Below are 12,532 nucleotides of genomic sequence, written 5' to 3'. Positions count from 1 at the left end.
CCCGCGGGTATGCTTGGCTCAAGAGAAGTCACCCAACTGATCTGAACAGTTGACGAAAGATCACGAATACACCTTTACATTACCCCAATATACGTTACACTTCGCTCGCTGGTAAAGGTTACAGCGGATATTTATGCCCCATACAAATACGTTGATTTTTCGCAATTTCACCCTGTTTGTTCGTAAGTAATTTCTGCATCTTTCGGCACCCTAGATTTATCTATTTTTGGATAAATTTTATTTATTATTTTTGGAGATTACTCATGGCTACAGGTCGCGTAAAATGGTTCGACGAGCAAAAAGGTTTTGGTTTCATCGAGCGTCCAGACGGTAAAGATGTATTCGTACACTTCCGTGCTATTCAAAGCGAAGGTTACAAAACTTTAGCTGAAGGCCAAGAAGTTACTTTTGAAGTAGAAGAAGGTCCAAAAGGTCCTCAAGCTGCTAACGTAAAAGTTGCTTAATCTGGCTTTTAAGGCATAAGTCTCCAATTAGTCTTCAGATTAATTAGACACTAGCTTTAAGCTTAAAAACGGTCCCTACGGACCGTTTTTTGTTTTTCAGCCACTAGCTTATATAGCTAAAGACTCTGCCGCAGCGGCTGCAACATGAATGGCCGTGGTATCGTATAAAGGCAAGTCACAATGGTTTTGTTGCACCAATAAGCCAATCTCTGTACACCCCAAGATCACCGCCTCGGCACCTCGCGCTGCTAGCTCAGCAATTTCTGCCAAATACCGCTCTCGAGAGTCAGCATTGATGTTACCTAAGCACAGCTCTTGGTAAATAATCTGATGAACTGTCTCAATGCCCTTTTCTTGTGGAACCAAGACTTCTAAGCCGCGCTGCTCTAGCCGTCCTTTATAAAAATCTTGCTCCATAGTGAAACGGGTACCTAGTAAGCCCACTTGCTTAATACCATCCTCCAGCAGTTTATTAGCAGTGGCATCGGCGATGTGTAATAAGGGGATCTGCAGCGCTTGCTCCACTTCTTCCGCAACTTTATGCATGGTATTAGTGGCAATTAATAGAAAGTCAGCACCCGAAGCTTGCACCGATAACCCAGCGTCCACCATTTTATTGGCTAAGGCAGCCCAGTTACCTTGATGCTGCAGGGCCTCTATTTCAGCAAAATCTACGCTCACTAAGTTAATCTTCGCTGAATGCAATCCACCCTTTGCCTGCTTAATGGCTAAATTTAACTGCTGGTAATAGCTAAGGCTTGATTCCCAACTCATTCCACCAACAATGCCAATAGTTTTCATCGCTAACAGTTACTCCTGTTACCACTTAGTGGGTTTCTCTATTTCATAGAGCTCGTCGGCAATACTATCGATACGATTTTGTACTACTGCTTGAGCATCTTGTAGGCCCTGATTGTAGTAAAAGGCCCCTATTTCTTCAGAGAAAAAATCCAACAAAAACTCTGCATCAAATTGGCCTATCTCAACGTCCAATTGCTGCTCGCAATAGCCTTGAATTTTGTTTACCAACGCCGTTTTCTGTTCACTAGAAAACTCTATTTTCGACATAACTAGTCCTTATTCAAGCACTGATTAATCTGCTCTTCAGTTTTTATCTGTTGCTGCCAATAGCCCACATCTATCCAGTTGCCAAACTTAAAACCTACTCGTTCAAACTCTGCCACTTTATGAAAGCCCAAATACTCATGCAGTTTAATGCTTGCTGGATTTGGTAACGCTATACCTGCAATTACCGTGCTTATAGGATAGTCGGATAATCGCTCTAACAAGGCTTGATACAATCTCTTACCAATGCCTTTGCCTGCTGCACTATTGGCAGTGTAGATTGAGCTTTCTACTGAGAAACGATAAGCACTCCTCGGCTTCCAAGGGCTCACATAGGCGTACCCGAGGATCCCTCCAGCTTCTTCAAATACCAACCAAGGCAGTTGTTTCTGAATACTGGCGATACGCTCTGCCATAACACCTTGACTCACTAGCTGCTCTTCAAACGTAGCACCACTATTTTCGACGTAATAATTATAGATTTGGCAAATCTGCTGACTGTCTCTGCCTTGAGCGTCTCTAATCATCCTTTCCTACCTACATCAATTGAATAAAACCACAAAGTCAACGCAAATTATTTCACCATAACTTCAACTAATATTTTCATCAAAGTTACTTTTAAACAACTCTTAGTGAAGCAAGTTTTCTCGAAAAAACAGGCAAGGGAAGGTTACTTAACGATTCACCAATTAAAAAAAGCAGCCAATGGCTGCTCTTTTTATAGCTCTTACTAAACTTACCCTTTCACTCAGCCTAAGCTAATTGCTTAGTAAAATGATGGCTCTTAATATCAAAACCATTACGTAGGTAAAAGCGGTGCGCCCCAAAGCGCTGTACGCCAGAGCCTAAATGAAATTGCTCGCAACCTTGTTGTTTAGCGTAATTTTCCAACCACTGTAGCAACTGCAAACCAACGCCTTTAGATCGTGCGTTTTCTATCGTGACTAAATCATCTAAATACAAATGTTTTCCCCAAGACAGCTTCCAGCCGATAACAAAACCAGCCACCGCAGCAACTTGCTCATCCATGGTTAAATAAGCCAATTGATAGCCCTGCTGCAGCTGTAAGCTGATTTGCTCAATCAACTGCTCCTTACTAAAGCTGGGGCGAAGCAACAACATTACGTCGGCAAGTTTGGCTAAATCATCTTGAGGCTCGAATAACTGAATATGCATTACTTCTCTCAATTAAGTATTTACAGTGTTTTCATCATCCACACATTACAACCGCTGTGAATGCTATTAACAAAAGGCTCTGACAAATGGTTAAAACCTAAAGACTGGTACAAGGCAATAGCCGACTCCATGGTGCTTAAGGTATCTAAGTAGCACTGCTTATAACCACGTTGTTTTGCTTCTTGTAAACAATGTTTGGCTAAGGCCTTACCAATACCTTGGCCTCGGCATTGTGGATTAACAAACAGCTTACGTAGCTCACAGGTTTTTGAAGCATTGTCTAATTCTGCAATACCTCCACAGCCTACAACTTGGTCTTGCTGCAATGCCACCCAATAACCCCGTTGAGGCTCACGGTAGTTCAGGCTCATTGCTTCTACTTCTGGATCAGAAGGTCCAAAGCCATCACCTATAGCGCCAAATTCACGGCCGCCACGCTGAATCAGGTGTTTAACTGCTTGGTTATGAGAGGCATCAATGGGATGAATCGTAAAACTCAAAACCATCTCCTAGTATTAAGCTTTATACTGTAGAAAAATCAAAGCCTTGTTAGAAGGACTCTAACAAGGCTGTTTGACAATATTATTTCGAGGCTGCGCTGGCAGTTTCTTCTTCAGTGTCAGGGTCTGCAAACACCTCGGCCACAGAGCTACGGGTTAACTCACCCTTAAGGTTGCCATCTTCATCGACCACCGGTAACGAGAACTCGGTTTCTAAGCTCTCGGTAAGTACACTTTCAATGATCGCATCAGGTGAAACCGTAGGCACATCTTGATACTCACAAGATTCAAACTGCTCATTATCTTTGTTGATTGAAGCTTCTTCTAAAGCATCTTGAGTAACAATGCCTTGATAACCTTCTTCGGTTACGTGGTAAGCATAATCCCCCTTGATTTTCTTCATCTGTTGTAAGGCTTCACTGATAGTATCGGCAGTAATCCGGCGAGCAGGTGGCTGCATCACGGTTTCTACCGTTAAGGCGCGAGCTCTGTTCACGTCTTTAACAAAAGCTTCAACGTAATCTGTTGCTGGGTGCAACAAAATGTCGTCTGGCGTGCCTTGCTGAACCACTTCACCATCTTTAAGGATGGCAATTTTGTCGCCCAAACGTAGTGCTTCATCTAAATCATGAGTAATAAAGATAATGGTTTTGTGCAAGGTTTCTTGTAGCTCGATTAGCTGATCTTGCATTTCACTGCGGATCAGCGGATCAAGAGCTGAAAAGGCTTCGTCCATCAACAGTATCTCTGCATCGGTACACAAAGCGCGAGCTAAACCAACCCGCTGCTGTTGTCCGCCAGAAAGTTGCGCCGGATACTGCTGCTCGTAACCATTTAAACCTACGGTATCTAACCACTCTTGGGCTTTAGCTAAACGTTGCTCTTTAGCCACACCTTGCACAGTGAGGCCATAAGCGACGTTTTCAATCACGGTGCGATGTGGCATTAAACCGAAGCGTTGAAATACCATCGACATTTTATGACGACGAAAATCTTGTAACTCTTTAGAGCTCAACTTCATCACGTCGGTGCCTTCAATGCTAATCACCCCTTCGGTAGGGTCGATTAAGCGATTGAAGTGACGAATAAGGGTAGATTTACCCGAGCCCGATAAGCCCATGATGACGTAAATCTCACCCTGTTGAATCTCAAGGTTAATATCTTTTAGGCCTAGAGTATGGCCAGTATCAGCTAAGATTTTGTCTTTGCTTTCTCCGGCTTTAACCCGTGGCATTACCTGTTTAGGATTCTCACCAAATAGCTTGTACAAGCCCTGAATTTTAACGAGCGGCTCAGTCATGCTTTAGTCCTTGAAGGTGAGCTTGGGTGCGCTTGGCGTAGGCTTGCGACACACGGTCAAAGATAATCGCTAAAGCAACAATGGCTAAACCGTTAAGTAAACCCAAGGTGAAATATTGGTTAGTAATTGATTTTAGTACTGGCTGGCCTAAGCCTTTTACCCCAATCATGGAGGCAATAACTACCATTGATAAGGCCATCATAATAGTTTGGTTAATCCCGGCCATAATAGTTGGCATTGCGAGAGGCATTTGCACCCCAAACAAACGTTGCCAGGTGCTAGCGCCATAAGCAGTGGCGGCTTCTAGTACTTCTTTGTCCACTAAACGAATACCAAGATTGGTTAAGCGAATAACTGGGGGAATGCCGTAAATAACCACCGCAATCACACCGGGTATTTTGCCAATACCTAACAACATCACTACGGGAATTAAGTACACAAAGGCAGGCAGCGTCTGCATAACATCGAGCATAGGCGTAATAATGGCTTGGGCACGATTGGAGCGAGCCATTATAATACCGATGGGTATGCCCAAGGCGATTGCCAGCATGGTACAGACGGTAATAATGCTCATGGTTCGCATCATGTCTTCCCACATGCCAAAGTAGCCCACCAACAACAGCGATACCACTGAACCAATTACCAATTTCCAAGATCGACTGGCTAAATACACTAATCCGGCACAAACAATGAGTACCAACCACCAAGGCGTGGTGATTAGCAATTTTTCAAACCAAACTAAAAACTGCAGCAGGGGATCAAAAAACGATTCGATGGCCTCGCCATACTCGCGGGAAAAATTACGATAAGCACCATCTAAAGACTTACGAATAACGGTGAGATCGGCTCGACTCATTTGTGGAAAACGTTCCAACCATGACGAATCCGCCATAACAAACTACCTCTATATAAAAACGCGAAAGGCCAACCTAAGGTTGGCCTTTTTGTACTTAAACTACATACTGGCTAGGGCTTTACTTACCTTAGCGGCAACATCTTCTGGCACCCAAGCCTTCCAACTTTCTGGATTCTCGCTTAGGTAGTGATACATAGCGGCATCACCATCGGCTTGGTTATCTTCCATCCATGCCAATAACTCGTTCATTTGCGCATTAGTAAACGAACGCTTAGTGATGTATTCATAAGCAGCAGGTGCTTTGCTAGCAAAATCTTCAGTAGTAACCGAATGTACAGCTGAAGGTGGGTACATAGTTACTTTAGGGTTTTCACAGTCTTCTTGAGTAGTACAAGTCAAGAATTCTTGCTCGTCGATACCATTACCAGTATCCACTTTAACCATTTTGTATTTACCTAGCACTGCGGTAGGTGCCCAGTAGTAACCAAACCAACCTTGCTCACGAGCGTAGGCTTTTGCAATTGAGCCAGATAAGCCCGCGCCTGAGCCTGGATCAATCAACTCAAAACCTGATTTTTCAAGTTCTAAAGCGTTAAAGAGGTTGTTGGCAGAGATTTGGCAGTTCCAGCCAGCTGGACAGCCGTAGAAGCCCGAAAGCTCTTTGCTTTCTGGGTGAACAAATAATTTAGCGTGTTTTTTAACACCTTCGATAGTGGCGATTTCTGGGTATTGGTCAACTAAGTATTGAGGAACCCAAAAGCCTTCTTCGCCGCCGTCAGATAATGATTTACCAGCAAAACGTAAGCGCTTTTCAGCAACACCACGTTCTAGCGTTTCTTTAGCAGAGTTAGTCCATAACTCGGGGGCAATATCTGGTTCGCCTTTTTCCATCATAGAGACGGTAGTTGGCATGGTATCCCCTGGCACCAATTCAGCGTCACAGCCGTAGCCATGTTCTAAAATAAATTTATCTACATTGGCAATAACTGTTGCAGAACTCCAGTTCATGTCGGCAATGGTTACACTGCCACAGCTGTCTTCTGCTTGAGCAAAACCGCTCACCAAAAGCAGTGCTGCGTATCTTAGCTTCATATCCCTATCCTTCCCTTTGTGTGCTTTCTTAGCGCCTAGGATCATACACTTCAAATAATTAGAGTTCAAATTAACTGCTGTGTATACCCTGCGCCTTAAGTATGGGATATACTCCCGAAAAAACCAATTTGGCCCGCTACCACTTATGCAAAAACCTGCTTACTGGCAAGACGTTCTCATTTCTTTGCGAAAAATTATTCGCGCGACCGATCTACAATCTAAACGGATTGTGAAAGCCTGTGGATTAACCATTCCGCAAGTTATGGTTTTAAGAGCAATAGAAGATTTAGGAACCGTAACAGTGAAGCACCTCTCCGATGAGGTATCGCTAAGCCAGGCTACGGTTACAACTATTTTGAATCGTTTAGAAGAACGCCAATTGATTGAGCGAATTCGCAGCGCAAGCGATCGACGTATTGTTAACCCGCGGCTCACCGAGCAAGGTATTGGTATTCTCACAACAGTACCGCCACTGCTACATGAAGAATTTATTCAGCGCTTTGAAAGCTTGCAAGACTGGGAAAAAACGCAAATCCTGTCATCTTTGCAGCATATTGCATCAATGATGGATGCCCAATCCATCGACGCATCACCTTTATTAGATATTAATGCACCACATAAAGATCTAAACAAATAAACCCAAAATAGTTATAGCTCAAACTAATTTTCAGTATCAGCAGCAAGACCCGAAAGGCTCAAAATGTCGGTAGCAACACCATCTAAACTATGTTGATTTTTCTTCGCCCAATACTGCTTAATGCCCTGCTCTCCTTGTTTGCTTGCCCAATTGGCCAAATCGTCACGCTGTGCCACAAAGTCAAAAAAGGGTACCGACATGCCACAAGAGCTTTGCACCATATCAATATCTAACAAGTAAAGTTGCCGCGCTCCTGCTTGCTCTGGAAACAATTCAATATATTGCTGCCACTCAGCATCACCACGATGTAGTGCTTTAGCTTGGCCATATAATCTTAGAATCACAGGCTTGCCTTCAAAGGCGCAAAACATAATGGTCATACGCGAGTTTTGTTTTAAGTGGGCGGCTGTTTCATTACCGCTACCGGTTAAGTTGAGCCAAACAATTTGCTGCTGGTTAAGCACCCGAAACGAGTCCATACCTTTAGGTGATAGGTTCACCTTACCTTCGGCCGCTGCCGTAGCCACAAAAAACATCTTTTGCTGTGCGATAAACTCAATATGCGGGGGAATCATCGCACTAAATTGCTTGCCCATTTTTACCTCAAAACAATAATCAAAACCTACACTTACTTACTAAGGTAACAAGCAATGTTTAATTCTCACTACATTGCCCAGCAATTAATCATCAAGGAATTATAAATTTGATCTAAGTCACGCTTTGCAATCTTATCGTATACCTCAAATGCTGCCCTATCTAAGCTATACAAAAGCATGGAGGCTATATGCACAAAACTCTCTTTTTGATGATATTTTTATCATCAATATGTTCTGCTAAAACCTTAAACATTCCCGGCTCGCCAAACGGTAATACCTTGCCCTTTGTGCTGGCCAAAGAAATCGTTAAACGCAGCGATATTTATAACTCGGTAGGTTACCCCTATGGCGATGCTGGTGAAATATCCTTTGCTAAAACCGTTGCCGATTTAAATGATGGAGTACTTGACCTTTTTTGGACAGCCACCTCGGCCGACCGTGAGCAACAACAGAGTGCAGTGTATTTTCCGCTATACCGCGGGACCTTAGGTATGCGCTTAGGCATTGTTGAACAAGAGAAAAGTGAAACCTTTAAACAAGTGACCAGCTTTGCGCAAATGCGCCAATTTATTCCCTGCCAAGGTAAATTGTGGGCCGATACGGCCATTCTTGAAGCTAACGGTATTAAAGTGGCTAAGAGCTTAGGTTACGGCAACATCTTTGCCATGTTAGAAGCTGACCGCTGTGACTACTTCCCACGGGGTATTTTTGAGCCTTGGAGCGAAGTTAAACGCGAAGCCAAATATAACCTAACAGTAGATAGCTATGTCATGTTGCGCTATAAAATGCCATTTTTCTTTTTTGTGAAAAAAGACAATCAAAGCTTAGCCAAACACCTCAACGATATTCTTTATCAGATGTTTGAAGATGGCAGTTATCAAAAAATGTTTCTTAATGATCCAGATGTAAAGAATGCCTTAGAGCTAGGCAAACTAGAAAAACGTACCATTTTTGATTTAGAAAACCCCTACCTTACTGACAAAGTAAATGCCATTCCGCAGAAGATTTGGTTTGACCCACTGGCTGGACAATAATTTATGAAAACAATTACCGCAAAACTCGCCTCGCTACTTGTTGTTGTTATTCTCGTGTCTGGGGTCATTGTAATCAGCGTATTATACTGGCTTAGCAGCGCATCGTTGAACCAGCAATACCAAAACGACAAATTAGCCCTCACTAAACAAATGAGCATTATTCTTAAAGAACCGGTGTTTGTGTATGACTTCGATGTCATTAAAGCCACCATTGATGCCTTTATCGATGAGCCGATGATTGCAGGCATCAAGGTAAGTGATCAGCGTGGCAAGCTAATGGCCGAAAACCACGACTCTGGCTTTAGCCCAGATGAAACCATTAGCATTGATTTAGATTGGGATGGTAAGCCGCTTGGCACCATCGAAATTGGCATCACCAAACAGGCCATTAACAGCGCCCTAAGCAATGAGTTAAGCGAAGACATCCTTACTATTATTTTCATGACGGCGCTAATTATTGTGTTGCTGATTCTAGCGTTGCGTAAAGTGATTATAGCACCGCTAGCCAATGTGAATAAGGTATTGGCAGGCATTGCTCAAGGTGATGGCGATTTAACGGCGCGCATTCCCGTAACCAGCGAAGATGAAATTGGCCAACTTGGCCACAACTTCAATAGCTTTATCGAAACCGTACAAAGTATTGTTCAAGATATGGCCGAGGCCGCAACCCAACTAGAACTAGTATCTGAGAGTGTGCGGGTAATTAACGACAAAAACACCGCCAATACCTTTGAGCAAACAGAGCTAACATCTACCTCATTAACCAACTTGCAACAGCTAGGCATCGCCACCAAAGAAATCGCTGGTAACGCTGAGAACACCGCTTCTCGCACCCAGCAGGCTTACCAATTATCCATGGATGGCCATAAAGCCATTGATGACAACATTGCTCAGGTAAGCGAGCTAGTGAAAAATCTTGATCGCACCGCCGATGAAGTCACCAGCCTCAAGCAAGTAAGTGACAACATTGGCAGCGTATTAGATGTGATTAAAGGCATTGCCGAGCAAACTAACTTACTGGCCTTAAATGCCGCCATTGAAGCGGCCCGTGCGGGTGAGTCTGGCAGAGGGTTTGCGGTAGTTGCCGACGAAGTACGTGCTCTCGCCAGTAAAACTCACGAATCGACCTCTGAGATTGAGTCGATTATTGGTGATTTACAAAGCCAGGCAGAAACCTCTTACCAAGCTACCCAAGCCGGTAAAGAAATGGTCAGTCAAACCATCTCATCAGCCGAAGGCACTGGCGAATCGTTAGTGCAAATTAACCAAGAAATGAACTCGGTAAATGACATGATCACCATGATAGCTAGCGCCAGTGAAGAGCAATCTAATGTTACCAGCGCGGTTACCGCTGATATGGAATCCTTGAGTCTTGGTGCGCAATCTCTTAGTGAAGACAGCAAACAACTACAACAAGCCACCGAAGATTTATTAGAAGTGGGCCATCAGATGGTGACTCAAGTAAACCGCTTTAAGTATTAAGTTATTAGGGCCTGTTGATCTTTGGTGTTGATATTTTATTCAAGATAAGCGGGCTTTAATCGCGGCGAGCACTTTGAGACCTAGTGGGCTAAGTGAAAAGTGTTCAACGAAGAGTAAAGTTCGCTTATCCGAACCCTTCGGGGCAGCATTTCTTAGCCATTTATTCAGCGTTAGCGAGTGATTATTAAGCCCACTTAACTTCACACTCACTGCCTTGCCTAAATGGCTAACAAATTGCTGTAAAAACCATCAGCAAAGATCAACAGGCCCTCGCTACACGACTCAAAAGCTTAAGCCTTTGCTTAAGCTTTTTATTTTCTCGATTAACGGGCTTATTTAGCTGACTGGTGTTTGGCGAGAATAGAATCTAAATGGCTAGCAAAAGCTTTACGATCGGCTTGGCTAAGTGCAGCAGGGCCGCCGGTATGCACGCCGCTAGAGCGCATCGTGTCCATAAAGTCACGCATGTTTAGTCGCGACTTAATGTTGCTTTTGGTATAGAGTTCACCACGCGGACTTAAGGCTTGAGCCTGCTTGGTGATCACTTCATCGGCTAGAGGAATATCTGAGGTAATCACTAAGTCACCAGCAGCCACCCTCGCCACAATCTCATTATCAGCCACATCAAAACCGGCGCTAACTTGTAGACTACTAATCACTTTAGAAGGTGGTGTTTTTATATATTGATTAGCCACTAACGTAAGCGGTATTTGGGTTCGTTCGGCGGCACGGAACAAAATCTCTTTAATCACCACTGGACAGGCGTCGGCATCAACCCAAATTTTCATGGCATTCTCTCTTCGAACAATAATGCCGCTACTATGCCCAAGTGGCAGCTAATTACAAGATAAGGCGCATATCAATGTTATACACATCGGTTTGAAAACCGCCATATTCAACAAAGCCGCAACGTTGATAAAAATGTCGCGCGCGATGATTACTCTGCTGTGTTCCCCCCATCAATACTAAGCTACGAGCCCCTTGCCGCTTAAACTCAGCCATCAATGGTTGCATCGCCGCCATGGCAAGCCCAGCGTTTTGATAGTCATCGGCAATGCAGGGAGCAAGTATCACATCAAGTTCTGCTTGTAAGCTAACTCCCTGCACATAATAGCGCTGGTATTCCGGCTCTAAAATTTTCCGCTCAAAGATGAAATAACCGACAACTGCGGCACCATCGGCAATCACCCAACGCTGCGCGCTGTCATCGGCAAGCGCTTCACACAAATGCTGAGCATACTCACTGCTTAAAGGATGAGGCCCAAAGCGACTGCGAGTGGCTTCACTTAGAGCGACAAAAAACGCCCCTAATGCCGCTGCATCTTGCTGATTGAGCAGCCTGAGCAAAAAATCTTGACCATCTTTAGCTTTAATTGGAAATTGCTGCATATCATCTCTTGTAACTAAATTGCGTGGAATAAGATTACTTTGGCGGCAAGCTGTGCACAAAATTAAGGCAATATTGCAACCACTGCTCACGTTGCTTAGCCTCAAGCAAACCTTCTGGCGAAACGTAGATCATTCCTTTCATTGGTTTTCCTGTAAAGGTCATTTCCGAAGCAAATTCTAAGCGTAAGCAGTCTTGATATTGATTTGGTCCAACCCGCGCCATTAATTGCTTATCAACAATGCCACAACACATGTGGCCAGCCACCATAAAGCACAAGCCACCAAACATCTTACGCTCACTAAACTCAACATGGCTGGCTAGCGCTTGGCGAATTTGCTCAGCCAATTCCAAATCGTAAGCCATTATTCACTCACCTCGAAAATAGAATCAATCACCAATGGCAAATTGGCGCGCAGCGACGTAGCACCAAATACTGAGCGAGCATGTAAACCCTTGTCACCAAATACCTCCACCATCAATTTAGAGCAGCCATCTAACACTGCTGGGTGTTGCTCAAATTGCTCGGTGGCATTGATGAAACCCTGTAACTTCACAACTTGGCTTACTCTATCTAATGAACCTAGATGTTGCTGCACTGCGGCTAAAATATCTAAGCCAGCCAAACGGGCAAACTGTGCCCCTTGCTGGTGAGTAAACTCTCTGCCAATTTTACCCTTTGGCGGCTCTTGTAAACCGGCAACAGGCCCCTTGCCCGAGACATAAAGTAAATTACCTGTTTGTACACAATTACTATAACTGGCAGCTGGGCCTGTTGGTTTAGGTAAACTAATTCCTAGCTCTAGCAAACGCTCGGCTATACTCATTGAGTGACTCCCTGACGAAATATCGTTAATACCCTTTATTGCCTTCAGACTAGCACGATTTCAGCAGCCCGCTTTTGCTAGCTCAATATTGGCGCTTAACCCTAACTTACTGTAAG

The 12,532-nt window shown here is 44.0% G+C and carries 17 protein-coding genes; 4 read left to right on the top strand and 13 right to left on the bottom strand.

What is annotated here, in order from left to right:
* Positions 1-263 precede the first annotated feature (263 nt).
* Positions 264-464, top strand: a complete 201-nt coding sequence (locus LQZ07_RS00705) for a cold-shock protein (protein WP_016399963.1) — start codon at positions 264-266, stop codon at positions 462-464.
* Positions 465-572: 108 nt separating this feature from the next.
* On the opposite strand, the gene LQZ07_RS00700 is transcribed toward LQZ07_RS00705, so the two are convergent.
* The 8 genes from LQZ07_RS00700 to LQZ07_RS00665 form a co-directional block, all read right to left on the bottom strand.
* The gene (locus LQZ07_RS00700; RefSeq protein ID WP_152783858.1) at positions 573-1,265 is read right to left on the bottom strand and encodes an aspartate/glutamate racemase family protein; all 693 of its coding nucleotides are present in this window, start codon (positions 1,263-1,265) and stop codon (positions 573-575) included.
* An 18-nt stretch (positions 1,266-1,283) separates the two neighbouring features.
* A complete protein-coding gene (locus LQZ07_RS00695) occupies positions 1,284-1,532 on the bottom strand; it encodes a DUF2164 domain-containing protein (RefSeq protein WP_152783860.1) in 249 nt (82 codons plus the stop codon).
* A gap of 2 nt (positions 1,533-1,534) precedes the next feature.
* Complete coding sequence (locus LQZ07_RS00690; RefSeq protein ID WP_152783862.1) at positions 1,535-2,056, bottom strand: GNAT family N-acetyltransferase; 522 nt, start codon at positions 2,054-2,056, stop codon at positions 1,535-1,537.
* 226 nt (positions 2,057-2,282) lie between these two features.
* Positions 2,283-2,705 (bottom strand): GNAT family N-acetyltransferase, encoded by a 423-nt coding sequence (locus LQZ07_RS00685; RefSeq protein ID WP_152783864.1) that lies wholly within the window; start codon positions 2,703-2,705, stop codon positions 2,283-2,285.
* 20 nt (positions 2,706-2,725) lie between these two features.
* Positions 2,726-3,211, bottom strand: coding sequence for a GNAT family N-acetyltransferase (locus LQZ07_RS00680; RefSeq protein WP_194164174.1), 486 nt, complete (start codon positions 3,209-3,211; stop codon positions 2,726-2,728).
* Between the two features lie 76 nt (positions 3,212-3,287).
* On the bottom strand, positions 3,288-4,505 hold the full coding sequence (locus LQZ07_RS00675) for a glycine betaine/L-proline ABC transporter ATP-binding protein (protein WP_152783867.1): 1,218 nt from the start codon (positions 4,503-4,505) through the stop codon (positions 3,288-3,290).
* Positions 4,498-5,397, bottom strand: a complete 900-nt coding sequence (locus LQZ07_RS00670) for a proline/glycine betaine ABC transporter permease (protein ID WP_016399972.1) — start codon at positions 5,395-5,397, stop codon at positions 4,498-4,500. Before LQZ07_RS00670 ends, LQZ07_RS00675 begins: the two co-directional genes overlap by 8 nt.
* Before the next feature lie 63 nt (positions 5,398-5,460).
* On the bottom strand, positions 5,461-6,453 hold the full coding sequence (locus LQZ07_RS00665) for an ABC transporter substrate-binding protein (RefSeq protein ID WP_152783869.1): 993 nt from the start codon (positions 6,451-6,453) through the stop codon (positions 5,461-5,463).
* A 145-nt stretch (positions 6,454-6,598) separates the two neighbouring features.
* On the opposite strand from LQZ07_RS00665, the gene LQZ07_RS00660 reads away from it, so the two are divergent.
* A complete protein-coding gene (locus tag LQZ07_RS00660; protein ID WP_016399974.1) occupies positions 6,599-7,090 on the top strand; it encodes a MarR family winged helix-turn-helix transcriptional regulator in 492 nt (163 codons plus the stop codon).
* Positions 7,091-7,113: 23 nt separating this feature from the next.
* Here the strand turns inward: LQZ07_RS00660 and LQZ07_RS00655 are convergent, their stop codons facing one another.
* On the bottom strand, positions 7,114-7,686 hold the full coding sequence (locus LQZ07_RS00655) for a pyridoxamine 5'-phosphate oxidase family protein (RefSeq protein WP_152783871.1): 573 nt from the start codon (positions 7,684-7,686) through the stop codon (positions 7,114-7,116).
* 188 nt (positions 7,687-7,874) lie between these two features.
* On the opposite strand from LQZ07_RS00655, the gene LQZ07_RS00650 reads away from it, so the two are divergent.
* The gene (locus LQZ07_RS00650; RefSeq protein ID WP_152783873.1) at positions 7,875-8,720 is read left to right on the top strand and encodes a transporter substrate-binding domain-containing protein; all 846 of its coding nucleotides are present in this window, start codon (positions 7,875-7,877) and stop codon (positions 8,718-8,720) included.
* Positions 8,721-8,723: 3 nt separating this feature from the next.
* Complete coding sequence (locus LQZ07_RS00645) at positions 8,724-10,202, top strand: methyl-accepting chemotaxis protein (protein ID WP_152783875.1); 1,479 nt, start codon at positions 8,724-8,726, stop codon at positions 10,200-10,202.
* 332 nt (positions 10,203-10,534) lie between these two features.
* Here the strand turns inward: LQZ07_RS00645 and LQZ07_RS00640 are convergent, their stop codons facing one another.
* From LQZ07_RS00640 to LQZ07_RS00625, 4 genes are read right to left on the bottom strand one after another with little or no spacing between them, the layout of a single operon-like run.
* A complete protein-coding gene (locus LQZ07_RS00640) occupies positions 10,535-10,990 on the bottom strand; it encodes a YaiI/YqxD family protein (protein WP_016399978.1) in 456 nt (151 codons plus the stop codon).
* Positions 10,991-11,042: 52 nt separating this feature from the next.
* Positions 11,043-11,591, bottom strand: coding sequence for a GNAT family N-acetyltransferase (locus tag LQZ07_RS00635; RefSeq protein WP_152783876.1), 549 nt, complete (start codon positions 11,589-11,591; stop codon positions 11,043-11,045).
* Positions 11,592-11,625: 34 nt separating this feature from the next.
* Positions 11,626-11,955, bottom strand: coding sequence for a TfoX/Sxy family protein (locus LQZ07_RS00630; RefSeq protein WP_152783878.1), 330 nt, complete (start codon positions 11,953-11,955; stop codon positions 11,626-11,628).
* Positions 11,955-12,416: a RidA family protein gene (locus LQZ07_RS00625; RefSeq protein ID WP_016399981.1), complete on the bottom strand. Its 462-nt coding sequence runs from the start codon at positions 12,414-12,416 to the stop codon at positions 11,955-11,957. The genes LQZ07_RS00630 and LQZ07_RS00625 overlap by 1 nt, the downstream gene beginning before the upstream one ends.
* Between the last annotated feature and the right edge of the window lie 116 nt (positions 12,417-12,532).

Origin of the sequence: Agarivorans sp. B2Z047 (genome assembly GCF_023373605.1) — a bacterium.
Lineage (GTDB): Bacteria > Pseudomonadota > Gammaproteobacteria > Enterobacterales > Celerinatantimonadaceae > Agarivorans > Agarivorans albus.
The sequence above is the reverse complement of the archived record's forward strand: the minus strand, read 5'-3'. Positions and strand labels throughout refer to the sequence as shown.